At 69.2% G+C, this 14,987-nt stretch carries 19 protein-coding genes; 9 read left to right on the top strand and 10 right to left on the bottom strand.

What is annotated here, in order from left to right; translation table 11 throughout:
- Positions 1 to 61 precede the first annotated feature (61 nt).
- Positions 62 to 694 carry a response regulator gene (locus IM787_RS18120; protein WP_193678111.1) on the top strand — a complete coding sequence of 211 codons (633 nt, stop codon included), beginning with the start codon at positions 62 to 64 and terminating at the stop codon, positions 692 to 694.
- A 10-nt stretch (positions 695 to 704) separates the two neighbouring features.
- Here IM787_RS18120 and IM787_RS18125 read toward each other — a convergent pair whose 3' ends face one another.
- On the bottom strand, positions 705 to 1,085 hold the full coding sequence (locus IM787_RS18125; protein ID WP_193678112.1) for a response regulator: 381 nt from the start codon (positions 1,083 to 1,085) through the stop codon (positions 705 to 707).
- A 216-nt stretch (positions 1,086 to 1,301) separates the two neighbouring features.
- Here IM787_RS18125 and IM787_RS18130 point away from each other — a divergent pair, with 216 nt between their 5' ends.
- Entirely contained in the window at positions 1,302 to 1,457 is a 156-nt protein-coding gene (locus IM787_RS18130) for a hypothetical protein (protein WP_193678113.1), read from the top strand.
- A 3-nt stretch (positions 1,458 to 1,460) separates the two neighbouring features.
- Here IM787_RS18130 and IM787_RS18135 read toward each other — a convergent pair whose 3' ends face one another.
- The 3 genes from IM787_RS18135 to gpmA form a co-directional block, all read right to left on the bottom strand.
- Positions 1,461 to 2,216, bottom strand: a complete 756-nt coding sequence (locus tag IM787_RS18135) for a HesA/MoeB/ThiF family protein (RefSeq protein WP_193678114.1) — start codon at positions 2,214 to 2,216, stop codon at positions 1,461 to 1,463.
- Between the two features lie 523 nt (positions 2,217 to 2,739).
- On the bottom strand, positions 2,740 to 4,182 hold the full coding sequence (locus IM787_RS18140; RefSeq protein ID WP_193678115.1) for a S41 family peptidase: 1,443 nt from the start codon (positions 4,180 to 4,182) through the stop codon (positions 2,740 to 2,742).
- Between the two features lie 180 nt (positions 4,183 to 4,362).
- Entirely contained in the window at positions 4,363 to 5,106 is a 744-nt protein-coding gene (gene gpmA / locus IM787_RS18145) for a 2,3-diphosphoglycerate-dependent phosphoglycerate mutase (RefSeq protein ID WP_193678116.1), read from the bottom strand.
- A 96-nt stretch (positions 5,107 to 5,202) separates the two neighbouring features.
- Here gpmA and IM787_RS18150 point away from each other — a divergent pair, with 96 nt between their 5' ends.
- The 5 genes from IM787_RS18150 to IM787_RS18170 all read left to right on the top strand — a co-directional run bounded on the left by IM787_RS18150 (position 5,203) and on the right by IM787_RS18170 (position 8,262).
- Positions 5,203 to 5,610 carry a rhodanese-like domain-containing protein gene (locus IM787_RS18150; protein WP_193678392.1) on the top strand — a complete coding sequence of 136 codons (408 nt, stop codon included), beginning with the start codon at positions 5,203 to 5,205 and terminating at the stop codon, positions 5,608 to 5,610.
- Between the two features lie 21 nt (positions 5,611 to 5,631).
- On the top strand, positions 5,632 to 5,895 hold the full coding sequence (grxC, locus tag IM787_RS18155; RefSeq protein WP_193678117.1) for a glutaredoxin 3: 264 nt from the start codon (positions 5,632 to 5,634) through the stop codon (positions 5,893 to 5,895).
- A gap of 102 nt (positions 5,896 to 5,997) precedes the next feature.
- A complete protein-coding gene (secB, locus tag IM787_RS18160; RefSeq protein WP_193678118.1) occupies positions 5,998 to 6,471 on the top strand; it encodes a protein-export chaperone SecB in 474 nt (157 codons plus the stop codon).
- Between the two features lie 19 nt (positions 6,472 to 6,490).
- Positions 6,491 to 7,495, top strand: coding sequence for an NAD(P)H-dependent glycerol-3-phosphate dehydrogenase (locus IM787_RS18165; protein ID WP_193678119.1), 1,005 nt, complete (start codon positions 6,491 to 6,493; stop codon positions 7,493 to 7,495).
- An 89-nt stretch (positions 7,496 to 7,584) separates the two neighbouring features.
- Positions 7,585 to 8,262 carry a hypothetical protein gene (locus IM787_RS18170; RefSeq protein ID WP_193678120.1) on the top strand — a complete coding sequence of 226 codons (678 nt, stop codon included), beginning with the start codon at positions 7,585 to 7,587 and terminating at the stop codon, positions 8,260 to 8,262.
- Here the strand turns inward: IM787_RS18170 and IM787_RS18175 are convergent.
- Positions 8,259 to 8,576, bottom strand: coding sequence for a thioredoxin family protein (locus IM787_RS18175; protein ID WP_193678121.1), 318 nt, complete (start codon positions 8,574 to 8,576; stop codon positions 8,259 to 8,261). The two genes, IM787_RS18170 and IM787_RS18175, sit on opposite strands and share 4 nt — an antisense overlap.
- A gap of 387 nt (positions 8,577 to 8,963) precedes the next feature.
- Between IM787_RS18175 and nadC the strand changes: the two genes are divergently transcribed.
- Entirely contained in the window at positions 8,964 to 9,830 is an 867-nt protein-coding gene (gene nadC / locus IM787_RS18180; protein WP_193678122.1) for a carboxylating nicotinate-nucleotide diphosphorylase, read from the top strand.
- Entirely contained in the window at positions 9,827 to 10,945 is a 1,119-nt protein-coding gene (nadA, locus tag IM787_RS18185; RefSeq protein WP_193678123.1) for a quinolinate synthase NadA, read from the top strand. The genes nadC and nadA overlap by 4 nt, the downstream gene beginning before the upstream one ends.
- A gap of 3 nt (positions 10,946 to 10,948) precedes the next feature.
- Here the strand turns inward: nadA and IM787_RS18190 are convergent, their stop codons facing one another.
- From IM787_RS18190 to IM787_RS18210, 5 genes are all read right to left on the bottom strand, one after another.
- The gene (locus tag IM787_RS18190; protein WP_193678124.1) at positions 10,949 to 11,494 is read right to left on the bottom strand and encodes a hypothetical protein; all 546 of its coding nucleotides are present in this window, start codon (positions 11,492 to 11,494) and stop codon (positions 10,949 to 10,951) included.
- Positions 11,491 to 12,186, bottom strand: coding sequence for a hypothetical protein (locus tag IM787_RS18195; protein ID WP_193678125.1), 696 nt, complete (start codon positions 12,184 to 12,186; stop codon positions 11,491 to 11,493). The genes IM787_RS18190 and IM787_RS18195 overlap by 4 nt, the downstream gene beginning before the upstream one ends.
- A gap of 77 nt (positions 12,187 to 12,263) precedes the next feature.
- Entirely contained in the window at positions 12,264 to 13,844 is a 1,581-nt protein-coding gene (gene nadB / locus IM787_RS18200; protein WP_227494470.1) for an L-aspartate oxidase, read from the bottom strand.
- A 19-nt stretch (positions 13,845 to 13,863) separates the two neighbouring features.
- Entirely contained in the window at positions 13,864 to 14,724 is an 861-nt protein-coding gene (locus IM787_RS18205) for a segregation and condensation protein A (RefSeq protein ID WP_193678127.1), read from the bottom strand.
- A gap of 14 nt (positions 14,725 to 14,738) precedes the next feature.
- Positions 14,739 to 14,969: a DUF3460 family protein gene (locus tag IM787_RS18210; RefSeq protein WP_193678128.1), complete on the bottom strand. Its 231-nt coding sequence runs from the start codon at positions 14,967 to 14,969 to the stop codon at positions 14,739 to 14,741.
- Positions 14,970 to 14,987 lie beyond the last annotated feature (18 nt).

Below are 14,987 nucleotides of genomic sequence, written 5' to 3' on the forward strand. Positions count from 1 at the left end.
GGTAGGCCATTTCCATCCGGAAGTGGGGCACAATGAAACAGCTTGACGTAGAAGGTGAAGCATGATCAAAGTGGGCATTGTGGACGACCACGCCATCGTGCGGTCGGGCCTCAAACAGTTCTTTTCCGAGCAAGTCGACCTGCGGGTCGTCGGCGAGGCATCGAGCGGTCGCGAGGCCATCGACCTCGTGAGGACGACCGAGATGGACGTCCTCGTCATGGATCTCTCCATGCCGGGGCAGAGCGGCATCGACGCGCTGGGGATGATCCGTGCGAAAGCACCCGACGTCGGGATCCTGATCCTCTCCGGCTACCCGGAAGAGCATTACGCGATGAACCTGATCCGGCAGGGCGCGAGCGGCTACCTGAACAAGGAATGCGAGCCGATGGAGATCGTCAACGCGATCCGCACCATCGCGCTGGGCCGCCGCTACATCTCGCCGGCCGTGGCCGAACTGCTGGCGCAGCAGCTCAATCGCAAGGAAGGCGGCGCGCCGCACGAGCAGCTGTCCGAACGCGAGTTCCAGGTGTTCCTGAAGCTGGCCAAGGGCGAAACCGCCGGCGACATCGCCAAGGCGCTGTCGCTGTCCGTGAAGACGGTGAGCACGTACCGCACGCGCCTGATGGAGAAGATGAACCTCTCCTCCAACAGCGACCTCACGTACTACGCGCTGAAGAACAAGCTGATCGACTGAAACCCGCCGCTCAGGCGGGGCGCTCGGACAGGGCCAGGCAGTAGTCCACGAGCGCGTCGATCTCGTTCGATTTGTCGAACACCGCATCTGCCCCCAGGTCGGAGCACCGCCGCCGCATGTCGGCGGTTGCGTAGTTGCTGAGCACCACCACCCTTTGTCCCCGGCCGCGCTGCTGGCAGGCCTCGAGCACGCCGATGCCGCTGCCCTGCTTCAGGAACAGGTCGACGATCACCAGGTGCCACTGGCCCTGGTGCGCGGCGAGCCAATCCCGCGCTTCGTTTTCGGTATCCGCCCAGCCGAGGGAGCGCACGGACGCCAGTTCCTGCAAGGTCTCGATCAGGTTGTCGCGGATCGTGACGTTGTCTTCGACGATATAGGTTCTGAGTTCCACTCGCGATGTCCTGCGGCCCGCACTGTAAAGCGCGGGGTCCCTCCGGGTCCGGCGCGATTGTGCCAGCGGCCCCTGGGCCCACCGGTAGGAAGTGTCCTACGGTGCCGGATGTAGGCGCGGGACCACGCGCTCCTCCGCAGCGGGCCGACGGACGCGGCGTTTACGTTCTGGAACAGTGCTCTTCAGGGCGATGCAGTTTCACGCCCGCCAAACACCATGAAGTTGCTTCTCCAATCCTCCATGATCTTCTTCGGCACGCTCATCGCCGCCGCGCTGGTCGCGCTCGGGGCCCCCGGTGAAGCCGAGGTGCAGATGGCCGTGCAGGCCGCTCCGGCCGTCGAGATCGTCGGCCTGCTGGGCCTGTCCCAGTAGGCGTCACGCGCCCCGTGTGCCGCACACCCGGCACAGCGGGTCGCGGCGGATGCGCAGCTCGGTCCATTCCATGCTGCGCGCATCCAGCATCTGCAGCCGCCCGGCGAGCGAGCTGCCCACCCCCACCAGCAGGCGCAGGGCTTCCGACGCCTGCATCGCGCCGATGATGCCCACCAGCGGCGCGAACACGCCCAGCGTCGCGCACCGCGTCTCCTCCAGTTCCTGGTCCGGCGGAAACACGCAGGCGTAGCACGGGCTCGCCGCCGCGCGCGGGTCGTACACGCTGATCTGTCCGTCGAACCGGATCGCCGCCCCCGACACCAGCGGCTTGCCGTGCCGGAAGCAGGCCTTGTTGATCGCCTGCCGCGTCGCGAAGTTGTCGCAGCAGTCGATCACCACGTCGGCCTGCGGCACCAGTTCGTCGAGCTCCTGCCCTTCGGCGCGCAGCACCAGCGGCCGCACGAACACGTCCGGGTTGATGGCCGCCACGGCTTCGCGGGCCGATTCGGCTTTCGGCATGCCGACGCGCTGCAGGTTGTGCGCGATCTGCCGCTGCAGGTTGGTGACGTCGACCGCGTCGTTGTCCACCAGGGTGATGCGCCCGACGCCGGCCGTCCCGAGATACAGCACCACCGGCGAGCCGAGCCCGCCCGCGCCGACCACCAAAGCGTGCGACCCCATCAGCTTCTCCTGCCCTTCGACGCCGAGTTCGTCGAGGAGGATGTGCCGTGAATAGCGAAGCAGCTGGTCGTCGGTCATGCGTGCATTTTCGGCGCAAACGCGAGGACGCACTCCGCAACCCGCCCTCCGTCATCCCCGCGAAGGCGGGGATCCAGGGCTTGCGCACCGTGGGCCGGCAGGCCCACCTCCGCCTTCGAACGTCGCGGCAGGCGGCGGGCGGTGCCGGCCCGCAGTCAGGGGCCTCGGCTGGAAGGCTGTTCCCGGCGGCGAAGCAGGGCTACGAGAGCGCGTAGTGCGTATCGAGCGCTGCGACTGTGCACTGATTTCCGGGCTTCTGTTTGAACGGAGAGTTTGCCGCGCGCGGCAAACTCGGAAGTGAGTTAGGCCGGATCGCCGCCGGGAGCAGCCTTCCAGCGCACCCGGAACGAGCGACAGCGGAGTGCAGGGCGAGGCACCGCGGGACGGTACTGCCCGCCGCCTGCCGCGACGCACCCCGATGGAATGCGGGAGCCCTGGATCCCCGCTTTGCGGGAAGGACGGGGCGAGGAGGGCGCCCAAAGAAGAAGCGGCCCGCAGGCCGCTTCTTCGCGTCGGAAGGAGATCAGTTCTCCTTCTTCTCTTCCTTGTTCTCCACGACCTGCGTCTTGGAGACCAGCACCGGCCGGCCCTTCAGCTGGTTCAGCGCCTGCACCAGCTGGAAGTCCTTGTCGCTGCCGAACTCGGGCGGCGTGCGGCTGGCGGACTTGCCGTTCTTGGCTTCGTCTTCGGCGCGCTTGCGGGCCGCTTCACGCGCCGCCTCGCGGGCCGGATCCTTCACCTCGGCACCCTGGCCGGAGCCCAGGTGCTTGTCGAGGTCGGCCTCGCGGGTGCGCAGCACGGAGAAGACGTTGCCTTCCTCGCTCTCGTCCACCAGCACGTCGGGCACGATGCCCTTGGCCTGGATCGACTTGCCGCTGGGCGTGTAGTACCGGGCCGTGGTCAGCTTGAGGCCGGTGTCGGGACCCAGCGGACGCACGGTCTGCACGGAGCCCTTGCCGAAAGTCTGGCTGCCCAGGACGGTCGCACGCTTGTGGTCCTGCAGCGCGCCGGCCACGATCTCGGAAGCCGAGGCGGAGCCTTCGTTCACCAGCACCACCAGCGGCACGTTCTTGATCTGCGGCGGCAGGCGCTTGAGCGGATCGGCACCGGCGCGGCGCTGGTAGAACTCCGGCGACGCCTTGTAGACGAACTTGCTCTCCGGCAGCTGGCCGTTGGTGGAGACCACCGGCACGCCTTCCGGAAGGAAGGCGGCGGAGATCGCCACGGCCGCGTCCAGCAGGCCGCCCGGGTCGTTGCGCAGGTCCAGCACGAGGCCGCGCACGTTCGGGTCGTTCTTGTAGATCTCCTCGACCTTGCGGACGAAGTCTTCCACGGTGCGTTCCTGGAACTGCGACAGGCGGATCCAGCCGTAGCCCGGCTCGACGACCTTGCCCTTGACGGATTGGGTCTTGATCTCCTCGCGGGTAATCGTCACCGGGAAGGTGCGGTTCTCGTCCTTGCGGTAGATCGTCAGCATCACGCGGGTGTTCGGCTCGCCGCGCATGCGCTTGACGGCTTCGGACAGCGTGAGGCCCTTGACGGCGGTGTCGTCGATCTTGGTGATCAGGTCGCCGGTCTTCAGGCCGGCGCGATAGGCCGGGGACCCTTCGATGGGCGAAACGACCTTGACCAGGCCGTCTTCCTGCGAGATCTCGATGCCCACGCCGACGAAACGGCCGGACGTGCCTTCACGGAATTCCTTGAAGGACTTCTTGTCGAAGTACTGCGAATGCGGGTCGAGGCTGGCCACCATGCCGGAGATGGCATCGGTGATGAGCTTCTTCTCGTCGACCGGCTCGACGTAGTCGGTCTTCACCATGCTGAACACGGCCGCCAGCTGCTGCAGTTCTTCCAGCGGCAGGGGCGCGAGGGAGCCACGGGCAACGGTCTGCAACGAGACCGTGGTCAGCGCTCCGGCCAGGGCGCCTACGGAAATCCAGCCGGCAATCTTGAGTTTGTGGCTCATGGGGGGTGTCCAAGTCCTCTCGTGGTCAATATACACCTGGGAAAGCTCTCTGACGCCCCGGAGCACCTGGGGTTCCCGAAGCACCCGCCGTGCCATGTGAAAAAAACGCGGATTGGCGCAGGAAGCGTCCTACAACGCGTCACGGGCGCGCCACATGCCTCTTCCGCGCACCACGCTCGTTCAGGCCTTGCCCTGCGCCGCCACGGCGGCGGCGGCCTTGGCGGCCGCCTCGGCGTCTCCGAGATAGTAGTGGCGCAGGGGCTTCAGGTTTGCGTCCAGCTCGTAAACGAGCGGGATGCCGTTCGGGATGTTGAGGCCGACGATGTCCTGGTCGGAGATGCCGTCCAGGTATTTGACCAGCGCCCGGATGGAGTTGCCGTGCGCGGCCACCACCACCCGCTTGCCGGCCCGGATGGCCGGCGCCATGGATTCGTTCCAGAAGGGCAGCACGCGGGCGACGGTGTCCTTGAGGCACTCGGTCAGCGGAATGTCCTCGGGCTGCAGCTTCGCGTAGCGCACGTCGCCGCGCTCGCTGCGCGGGTCGTTCGGGTCCAGGGCCGGCGGCGGCACGTCGTAGCTGCGCCGCCAGACCAGCACCTGCTCGTCGCCGAACTTCTTCGCCGTCTCGGCCTTGTTCAGGCCCTGCAGCGCGCCGTAGTGCCGTTCGTTCAGCCGCCACGAATGCACCACCGGCAGCCAGGTGCGGTCCATTTCATCCAGCACGTGCCACAACGTGCGGGTCGCGCGCTTGAGCACGCTGGTGTAGCAGAGGTCGAAGTCCCACCCCTCGGCCTTCAGCAGCCGGCCGGCCTGGATCGCCTGTTGCAGCCCGGTGGGCGTCAGGTCCACGTCGGTCCAGCCGGTGAAGCGGTTTTCGAGGTTCCAGGTCGATTCGCCGTGGCGGATCAGGACGAGCTTGTGCATGGTGATGGAAACGGAACGTGAAGGGGCGAACCCGGCATTCTAGAATCGCGGGTTGCCCGGCGAGACCGGGTTCATGGAAAGGTTGGAATGGATCTGATGCCGTTTGTGGTGCAGAACTGGGCGCTGCTGCTGATCGCCTTCGTCTCCGGTGCCATGCTGCTGTGGCCGGGGATCGCGAAAAGCGCCCGCTCCGGGATCTCGCCGGAGGGTGCCGTGCAGCTGATCAACCGCGAGAAGGCCGTGGTCGTGGACGTGAGCGAGGCCGAGGAGTTCGCCGCAGGCCACGTCACCGGTGCGCGCAACGCGCCCGTGGGCGAACTCGAGCAGAAGCTGCCCCAGCTGGTGAAGAACAAGGCGCTGCCGGTCATCCTGGTCTGCCCGAACGGTGCCCGCGCGAACCGTGCACTGGGCGTGGCGAAAAACCTGGGGTACGAAAAGGCTGTCGTCCTGGGTGGCGGGCTGCGGGCGTGGAAAGAGGCTAACCTGCCGGTCGAAAAGTCCTGAACCCGCCCCAAGATGGAGACCATGCAGCACGTCAAGATGTACACCACGGCCGTTTGCCCCTACTGCATCCGCGCCAAGCAGATCCTCAAGTCCAAGGGTGTCGAAGCCATCGAGGAAGTCCGCATCGACATGCAGCCGGACGAGCGCATGAAGATGATGGAGATCACCGGCCGCCGCACGGTGCCGCAGATATTCATCGGCGACACGCACGTGGGCGGCTGCGACGACCTGATCGCCCTCGACGGCCGCGGCGGCCTTGTCCCGCTGCTCAACGGGGCCGCCTGAGACCACCCCCCGCCGGCCTGAGATAATCGCCGGCTGCACGCACATTGCGCCCGCGCGGAGCGTTCCGGCGGGCTTTTTCATTCGCACCGAAAGGCAAGGGCCATGGCCGACAACAACGATCCCGTTTTCCAGATCCAGCGCGTCTACATGAAGGAGGCCTCGCTGGAGCAGCCGAATTCCCCGGCCATCCTGCTGGAGCAGGAGCAGCCCAGCGTCGACATCCAGCTGGGCGTCGAGGCGCAGCAGGCCGCCGAAGGCATGTTCGAAGTGGCCGTCTCGGCCACCGTCACCACCAAGATCAAGGACAAGACGGTCTTCCTGGTCGAAGTGAAGCAGGCCGGCATCTTCGAGATCCGCAACATCCCGGGCGACCAGATGCAGGCCATCATGGGCATCGCCTGCCCGCAGATCGTCTATCCCTACCTGCGCGGCAACGTCGCCGACATCGTCACGCGCGCGGGCTTCCCGCCGGTGCACCTGGCGGAGATCAACTTCCAGGCGATGTACGAGCAGCAGCAGGCCGAGCAGCAACAGCAGCAGGCCGGCGGCGCCTCGCGCATCATCACCTCCGCGTAAGGCGCGAGGCGCGGGCCCCATGGACATCCTGGTGCTCGGGGCCGGCGCCTGGGGCACGGCGCTCGCCATCAGCGCGGGCACGCGCCACGCCGTGACGCTCTGGGCGCGCGACACCGCGCAGGCCCAGGCCATCGCGTCCGCGCGCGTCAACGCCAAATACCTTCCCGGGTTCCAGCTGCCGCCGGCCGTCGCGCTGTCGGCTGAAGCCGTGGCGGACCTCCCCGCCCTGGCGCGCCGCCACGACCTGGTCATCGTCGCCACGCCGATGGCGGCCCTGCGCGAGATGCTGGCCGCCCTGGGCGCATGCGGGCGCCCGCTCGCCTGGCTGTGCAAGGGCTTCGAGGCTCCCTGGACGCGGTCCTATGGCCTGTTGGGACACGAGGTGCGCGCCGAGGTCGCCCCGGCGCTCGCGGCCGGTGCGCTGAGCGGCCCCAGCTTCGCCCAGGAGGTGGCCGCGGGGCAGCCGACGGCCCTGGTCGCCGCGAGCGAATCCGCGGAAGTGCGCGACGCGCTGGTCGCCGCCTTCCACAGTCCGTCCGTGCGCGTGTACGCCAACGAAGACTTGCCGGGAGTGGAGGTGGGGGGCGCCGTCAAGAACGTGCTGGCCATCGCCACGGGCCTGTGCGACGGCCTCGCGCTGGGCCTCAATGCGCGCGCCGCGCTCGTTACCCGCGGCCTGGCCGAAATGACGCGGCTGGGCGTCGCGCTGGGCGCGCGGCCGGAAACCTTCATGGGCCTGTCGGGCCTGGGCGACCTGGTGCTCACGGCCACCGGCGACCTGAGCCGCAACCGCCGCGTCGGCCTCCTGCTCGCGCAAGGCCGCACCCTGCAGCAGGCGGTGGCGTCCCTCGGGCACGTCGCCGAGGGCGTCTACAGCGCGCGCACGGTGGTCGAACGCGCCCGCCGGCTCGGGGTGCGCATGCCGATCGCCGAAGCGGTGGTGGACCTGCTGGACGGCAAGGTGGCGCCCGCCGAAGCGGTGGCCCTGCTGATGGCGCGGCAGCCTGCCTCGGAAGCAGGCTGAAAGTTCCCATCCCGGCATAGGGACCTTCCCACCCCCGCGATGGGTCCGGCGGGCCGAGACTCGGGCTCCCAACAACAACGGAGCACTCCATGCGCCGCAGCCTTCCCGCCATCGCCCTCCTTGCCGGCATCGCCGCCCTCCTGACCGCCTGCGCGGGCATGGGCGCGGGCCCCTCCGGCGGTTCCGCCGCCTCCGGCATGAGCTTCTTCGTCACCAGCACGAACCCCGGCCGGGGTGCCGACCTGGGCGGCCTGGCGGGCGCCGACCGCCATTGCCAGGCGCTGGCGACCGCCGTCGGCGCCGGCGGCAAGACCTGGCGCGCCTACCTGAGCACGACGGGCGCCGGCAGCACCGTGAACGCGCGCGACCGCATCGGCCGCGGTCCCTGGGTGAACGCGAACGGCGTGACGATCGCCCGCAACGTCGACGAGCTGCACGGCACCAACCAGCTCACCAAGCAGACCGCGGTGACCGAGCGGGCGGCGCTGGTCAACGGCCGGGGCGACACGCCGAACCTGCACGACATCCTGACCGGCTCCACGCCCGACGGACGCGCCACCGTGGGTGGCACGCAGGACACCACCTGCGGCAACTGGACGCGCAGCGGCGAGGGCTCGGCGATCGTCGGCCACCATGACCGGGTCGGCCTGCGCGACGACGAGCCGTCGCGCTCCTGGAACTCGTCGCACGGTACGCGCGGTTGCGGCATGGACGCCCTGCGCGCCACCGGCGGCGGCGGCCTGCTGTACTGCTTCGCGGCGAACTAGGCGATCTTCGCCAGCGCGTCCCGCACCTCGTCGAGGTTCTGCGGGCGCGTGACGCGCGCGAGCTCCCGGCCGTCCTTCAGGAACACCAGGGTCGGCCAGAGCTTCACGCGGAAGCTGCGGCCCAGCGGCCGGCCCGGTCCGTCCTCCACCTTCAGGTGGCGCACGTCGGCCTGGGAGGCGAGGGCACCCGCGATCAGGGGCTGGGCCGCACGGCACCAGCCGCACCACGGGGTGCCGAATTCCAGCACCGTCGCGCCGGCCAGCGCATCGACCTCGGTTCGCGAGGGTTCGGTCGGGGCATAGGTCGTTTCCATGCCTGCATTGTCGGCGCCCGGGGGAGGACGTGCGTCGGAGCGGTCCGGGTCCGGGTGTGGGAGGGGTTGGCGCGGCTTTGCCGCTTTGCCGCTATGAGTGACAGGGCGGGACGGGGGTCCGGGCACCCGCTCTCCGGTCCAGGCTCGCTCTATTGCCGGTCATGGAGAACATGCGCCTCCAATGCGGACGAGCGGCTTGGTGCAATCCTGTCCATGGGGGAGCGAATCGTCCCTGCGATCGGGAACCCGAACCCCCGTCCCTGGGCCAGCGGCGCTCGAACCCTCGACATTTCCCGCTCCGCCCCGGCCCCCGACCTCGCCCTGAACCCGCGTGCACAAAGGACGACCCCGTCAGCAGGACGTCCCCCCACCCGCTATGCTCCCCCCATGCCATCCGTGTTCGACTTCTCCCCCGCGTCCATCGCCGAACTCGCCCGCGCCGATGCTGCCCGCGCGCTCGCGGAAGACGTGGGCGGCGGTGACCTCACCGCGGCGCTCGTCGACCCGTCCCGGCGCGCCCACGCCCGCGTGCTCGCCCGCGAAAGCGCCGTGATCTGCGGGGCGCCCTGGGCCGAGGCCGCGCTGCGCCAGGTGGAGCCCGGCGCCAGGATCGAATGGCTGGTCGGCGAAGGCCAGCGCTGCGCAGCGGACCAGGTCGTGCTGCAGGTGGAAGGCACGGCGCGCGGGCTGCTGACCGCCGAACGCACGATGCTGAACTTCCTGCAACTCCTCAGCGCGGTGGCGACGAAGACAGCGGCCTACGTGGAGGCCGTGCGCGGCACGCGTGCCCACATCGTCGACACGCGCAAGACGCTGCCCGGGCTGCGCCTGGCGCAGAAGTACGCGGTGAAGACCGGCGGCGGCACCAACCACCGCATCGGCCTGTACGACGCCGTGCTGATCAAGGAAAACCACATCGCCGCGGCGGGCAGCGTCACGGCCGTCCTGCAGGCGGCCCAACGGGTCGCGGCGCAGGCAAGCTTCATCGAGATCGAGGTCGAGACGCTGGACCAGCTGCGCGAGGCGCTGGACGCCGGCGCGAAGATGGTCCTGCTGGACAACATGGACATGGACACGTTGCGGGAGGCCGTGCGCATCAACGCGGGGCGCGCCATCCTGGAGATCTCCGGCGGCGTCACGCTGGAGCGCCTGCGCGCCCTTGCGGAAACCGGCGTGGACCGCATCTCCATCGGTACGCTGACCAAGGACGTGAAGGCCACCGATTTCTCGATGCGCCTGAAGGAAACACCATGAGCGCCGTCATCCCCCTGAAGGAAGTCGAGTACGAGCACCCGCTGCCCGGCAGCACCTGCGACACGAAGTTCGCCTGGGCCCGCGTCCCGGTCGAACCGTCCCCCGGCGAGCGCATCGCACTCAAGGAACGGATCAAGCAGCTGCTGAAGGAACGCAACGCCGTCATGGTGTCGCACTACTACGTGCACCCCGATCTGCAGGACCTGGCGGAGGAGACGGGCGGCATCGTCAGCGATTCGCTGGAGATGGCGCGCTTCGGCCGCGACCACGCGGCGCAGACCCTGGTCGTGTCCGGCGTGAAGTTCATGGGCGAGACGGCCAAGATCCTGTCGCCGGAAAAGCGCGTGCTGATGCCGGACCTGGACGCGACCTGCTCGCTCGACCTCGGCTGCCCCGCCGACGAATTCGACGCCTTCTGCAAGCAGCATCCGGACCGCACGGTGGTGGTGTATGCCAACACGTCGGCGGCGGTGAAGGCGCGCTCGGACTGGCTCGTCACCTCCAGCTGCGCGCTGGACATCGTCGGCGCGCTCAAGGCGAAGGGCCACAAGATCCTGTGGGCCCCCGACAAGCACCTGGGCAGCTACATCCAGCGCGAGACCGGGGCCGACATGCTGTTCTGGAACGGGTCGTGCATCGTCCACGACGAGTTCAAGGCCTTCGAGCTGGTCGACCTGAAGAAGCAGTATCCGAAGGCAAAGGTGCTGGTGCACCCCGAGTCGCCCGCCGACGTGGTGGCGCTGGCCGACGCGGTCGGCTCGACCTCGGCCATCCTCAAGGCGGCGCGCGAGATGGACGCCAGGGAGTTCATCGTGGCCACCGACAACGGCATGATGCACAAGCTGCGCACGCTGAACCCGGGCAAGGTCTTCATCGAGGCGCCGACGGCGGGCAACAGCGCCACCTGCAAGAGCTGCGCGCACTGCCCCTGGATGGCGATGAACGGCCTGGCGGGGCTGGCGCATGTCCTGGAGACGGGCGCCAACGAGGTGTTCGTGGATCCGGCGCTGGGCCAACGCGCCCGCGTGCCGATCGACCGCATGCTGGCCTTCACCGCGGCGCTCAAGGCGGGGCAGCCCGCCGGCGCCCTGGTGCCGGACATCGGGGCGGCCTGAGCTTCAGCGGCCGCGGCGCGCCACGGTGAAGTGGGCCGGGGCCTGGAAGCTTTCCTCGGGCAGGGCCGGCGAGGACATCAGGAGCTGGGCGACCCGCCGCGCCGTCACGCTGCTCGCGCAGCGCAGGTGCAGGGTGGTCCCCGTCGTGAAGGTGAGCGCCAGGTTGCGCGCCGGACGCAGCAGGCGCAGCCAAGCGGCCCCCGAGGCACCCGGCGGGCCGGCGAACACCACGGCCCGGCGGGGCCATTCGCTCTGGAGCCTTCGCTCGCTGCCGGACGCCGCGAACAGCAGCACGCGGCGGTTCGTCACCAGCAGCCAGCGCGCCCGCCATCCGGGCAGGTAGACCGTCTCGCGGGGCACTTCGGCATCCAGCTTGACGCGGTCGAAGTCGCCGGACTGGCGCAGCCAGTCGCTGGCCGGCTGGTTGAGCGCCGACTCCCGGTCCGGGCGCTCGGCCAGCCGGTACCGGCGGTGCCGGTGCCAGGCGGCGGTGAGCAGCAGGGCCGCCAGCAGCGCCAGCGCCAGCAGGGGCAGCGGAGCGTCGCTCACGACAGCCGTTCCAGCAGTTCCTTCACCTCGGGCGGCAGGGACAGCACTTCCGGCGTGGTGATCACGCCGATCCCGAGCGCGTCGTGCCCCGGGAGCATGGTGCACTTGAAGCTGATGTCCGGCTGCTTCAGGCATTCGACGACGCCGCGCCCGGGCTGGTCGTAGCGGCCCGGGTGGAAGGCGTAGACGATGTCCTCGGCGTTGCGCGGGTAGACCGTGCGCTCCAGCAGGTCGGCGGGGTACTTGCGGCCGGTCATGGTGCGGATCATGTAGGCCATGCGCGGCGACAGCTCCGGCAGCGGCCGCTTGGTGTCGATCGCATGCGCCCCGTGCAGGCCCACCATCGTCTGCGCCAGCGGGCGGCCGTCGCTGAACGCGCGTTCGGTGCCGCTCAGGAAGATCAGGCCGCAGGCGGATTCGCACTTGCCGGACAGCGCCGTGGGCAGGCCTTCCTCGCGGATGCGGTTGCCGAGCTGGTAGCCGTTCCAGAGGTCGCCGCCGGGGCTCTCGTGCAGCAGCACGAGCTTGAAGCGCTGCGCGGCAAGGTGGTTGCGCAGCCGCACCAGGTCGTCGCTGGCGACGGGGCCCGACAGGACCAGCGTCTCGCCCACCGGGTGGAACTCCATCGCCCCCGCCGGTGCGAGCACGGCGGAGAGGAGGGCGGCGGACACGAAACGGCTGAGGCGGACCATGGCGTCCTTATAGCAAGGCCGGCCCCCGGCGAACAGGGCTTCGTTGCGCGCGCGGCACGCGCCGTGCGGAGGATGGACTAGGCCGGCTGCAGCGTCGTCGGAACGGCGACCGCCGCCATCTGCGGGTAGTCGCGGCTGAAATGCAGGCCGCGGCTCTCGTGCCGGGACTGCGCGGACTTCACGATCAGGTCGGCCACGGTCACCAGGTTGCGCAGCTCCAGCAGGTCGCGCGTGACGTGGAAGGCGCTGTAGAACTCCTGGATCTCCTGCTGCAGCAGCGTGATGCGGTGCGCCGCGCGGTCCAGGCGCTTGTTCGTGCGCACGATGCCCACGTAGTCCCACATGAAGCGGCGCAGCTCGTCCCAGTTGTGGGAAATGACGACCGCCTCGTCGGCGTCGGTCACGCGGCTGTCGTCCCAGGGCGGAACGTCCGGCGGCGCCGGCAGCCGCGTCGCCAGGATGTCGTTGGCGGCGGACCGCGCGAACACCATGCACTCCACCAGCGAGTTGCTGGCCAGGCGGTTGGCGCCGTGCAGGCCGGTGTAGGCCGTCTCGCCGATCGCGTGCAGCCCCGGCACGTCGGTCCGGCCCGCCAGGTCGGTGTGGATGCCGCCGCAGGTGTAGTGCGCCGCCGGCACCACCGGGATCGGCTGCCGCGTGATGTCGATCCCCAGCTGCAGGCAGCGCGCGTGGATGTTGGGGAAGTGCTCGCGCACGAACTCCGGCGGCTGGTGCGAGATGTCCAGGTGCACGCAGTCCAGGCCGTGCTTCTTCATCTCGAAGTCGATGGCGCGGGCGACCACGTCGCGCGGCGCGAGTTCCAGCCGCGGGTCGTGGTTCGGCATGAAGCGGGTGCCGTCCGGCAGGAGCAGCCGGCCGCCTTCGCCGCGCACCGCCTCGGTGATCAGGAAATTCTTGACGTGCGGGTGGTACAGGCAGGTCGGGTGGAACTGGATGAACTCCATGTTCGTCACCCGGCAGCCGGCGCGCCAGGCCGCGGCGATGCCGTCGCCCGTGGCGGTGTCGGGGTTGGTCGTGTACAGGTACACCTTGCCCGCGCCCCCCGTGGCCAGGATGGTGTGCGGCGCCCGGAAGGTGATGACCTCGTCGGTCGCCTCGTCCAGCGCGTACAGGCCCAGGCAGCGGTTCGGCTGCTGTCCCAGCTTGGCGGCCATGATCAGGTCGACGAGCATGTGCTGCTCGAAGACGGTGATGTTGGCGGTGTGCTTCACACGCTGGATCAGCGTCTGCTGCACGGCCGCGCCGGTGGCGTCGGTCACGTGCACGATGCGACGGGCGCTGTGGCCGCCCTCGCGCGTGAGGTGCAGGTGCCCGTCCTCCTCGGAGAAGGGCACGCCGAGCTCGCGCAGCCAGGCTACGCTTTCGGGCGCATGCTCCACCACGAAGCGTGTTGCCGCCGGGTCCGACAGGCCGGCACCGGCCACCAGCGTGTCGTCGACGTGCGCGTCGAAGCTGTCGGTCTTGTCCATCACGGCGGCGATGCCGCCCTGCGCCCAGCCGCTGGAGCCGTCGCTCATGGCCCGCTTGGTGAGGATGGCGACGCGGTGCGTGGGCGCGAGGTGCAGGGCGGCGGACAGGCCGGCGAGGCCGCTGCCCACGATCAGCACGTCGAAATCGCGGGGGATGGCTTGGCTCAAGGGAGCCCCTTCTTCGTTGTTATGCAGGTTGGTAGGCCAGGCGCACGTAGATCGGGGCATAGGCTTCGGCCTGGGTCACCTCGATCAGGGTTTCCTTGGCGAGCTCCAGCGTGGCGATGAAGGTGACGATCAGCGTCGGCACCCCCTTGGCCGGGTCGAACAGGTGCTCGAATTCGACGAACCGGCGGCCCTGCAGCTTCTTGAGCACCATGCTCATGTGCTCGCGCACCGACAGTTCCTCGCGTGTGATCTTGTGGTGCTGGATCAGGCGCGCGCGGCGCAGGATGTCGCGCCAGGCCTCCTGCAGGTCCGCGACGTGGACGTCGGGAAAGCGGGGCTGCAGCGACTGCTCGATGTAGACCTGCGCGCGCAGCACGTCGCGCCCCAGCTGCGGAATTTCGTTGAGGCGGAAGGCCGCGGCCTTCATCTGCTCGTATTCGAGCAGGCGGCGCACCAGCTCGGCCCGCGGGTCCTCGGCTTCCTCGCCCTCGGCCGTCTTCTTGGGCGGCAGCAGCATGCGCGACTTGATCTCGATCAGCATCGCCGCCATCAGCAGGTATTCGGCGGCGAGCTCCAGGTTGCGCTCGCGGATCTCGTCGACGTAGGTGAGGTACTGGCGGGTGACCGCCGCCATCGGGATGTCGAGGATGTTGAAGTTCTGCTTGCGGATCAGGTACAGCAGCAGGTCCAGCGGCCCTTCGAAGGCCTCGAGGAAGACCTCCAGCGCGTCCGGCGGGATGTACAGGTCCTGCGGCATGGCGAACAGCGGTTCGCCATAGAGGCGGGCGAGCGCCACCTGGTCCACCACCTGCGGCAAGCCGGTCTCTTCCGCGGCCGGGGGCTCGGGGAGTTCGGGCAGGACGGTCTCGCCGGTGTCCATGGCCGCGGCAGGCTTCAGCGGCGCTGGCGCGGGTCGTCGCCGTACACGTACGGCTTCTGCGGCACGCGGGCCTGCTTCCACTCGGAGATCTGCTCCCGGTCCAGGTTCTTGTCCCACCAGAGCGCACGGCCGGCCCGCTGCTGCGCCTCCAGGTCGGGCTTCTCGGTCTTGAGCTGCTCGATGAACTGGGTGACGTCGGACTTGTAGTCGGGGCGCCGGAAGATGCGCTGCAGGAAACTGGCCATGGGGGGCATTTTACCGGC

This window comes from Ramlibacter pallidus (assembly GCF_015070875.1).
GTDB classification, from domain to species: Bacteria; Pseudomonadota; Gammaproteobacteria; order Burkholderiales; family Burkholderiaceae_C; genus Ramlibacter; species Ramlibacter pallidus.

Coding starts and splice junctions, on each gene's coding strand:
- IM787_RS18120 (WP_193678111.1), top strand. CDS start 62: ATGATCAAAGTGGGCATTGTGGACGACCACGCCATCGTGCGGTCGGGC.
- IM787_RS18130 (WP_193678113.1), top strand. CDS start 1,302: ATGAAGTTGCTTCTCCAATCCTCCATGATCTTCTTCGGCACGCTCATC.
- IM787_RS18135 (WP_193678114.1), bottom strand. CDS start 2,216: ATGACCGACGACCAGCTGCTTCGCTATTCACGGCACATCCTCCTCGAC.
- IM787_RS18140 (WP_193678115.1), bottom strand. CDS start 4,182: ATGAGCCACAAACTCAAGATTGCCGGCTGGATTTCCGTAGGCGCCCTG.
- gpmA (WP_193678116.1), bottom strand. CDS start 5,106: ATGCACAAGCTCGTCCTGATCCGCCACGGCGAATCGACCTGGAACCTC.
- IM787_RS18150 (WP_193678392.1), top strand. CDS start 5,203: ATGCCGTTTGTGGTGCAGAACTGGGCGCTGCTGCTGATCGCCTTCGTC.
- grxC (WP_193678117.1), top strand. CDS start 5,632: ATGCAGCACGTCAAGATGTACACCACGGCCGTTTGCCCCTACTGCATC.
- secB (WP_193678118.1), top strand. CDS start 5,998: ATGGCCGACAACAACGATCCCGTTTTCCAGATCCAGCGCGTCTACATG.
- IM787_RS18165 (WP_193678119.1), top strand. CDS start 6,491: ATGGACATCCTGGTGCTCGGGGCCGGCGCCTGGGGCACGGCGCTCGCC.
- IM787_RS18170 (WP_193678120.1), top strand. CDS start 7,585: ATGCGCCGCAGCCTTCCCGCCATCGCCCTCCTTGCCGGCATCGCCGCC.
- IM787_RS18175 (WP_193678121.1), bottom strand. CDS start 8,576: ATGGAAACGACCTATGCCCCGACCGAACCCTCGCGAACCGAGGTCGAT.
- nadC (WP_193678122.1), top strand. CDS start 8,964: ATGCCATCCGTGTTCGACTTCTCCCCCGCGTCCATCGCCGAACTCGCC.
- nadA (WP_193678123.1), top strand. CDS start 9,827: ATGAGCGCCGTCATCCCCCTGAAGGAAGTCGAGTACGAGCACCCGCTG.
- IM787_RS18195 (WP_193678125.1), bottom strand. CDS start 12,186: ATGGTCCGCCTCAGCCGTTTCGTGTCCGCCGCCCTCCTCTCCGCCGTG.
- IM787_RS18205 (WP_193678127.1), bottom strand. CDS start 14,724: ATGGACACCGGCGAGACCGTCCTGCCCGAACTCCCCGAGCCCCCGGCC.
- IM787_RS18210 (WP_193678128.1), bottom strand. CDS start 14,969: ATGGCCAGTTTCCTGCAGCGCATCTTCCGGCGCCCCGACTACAAGTCC.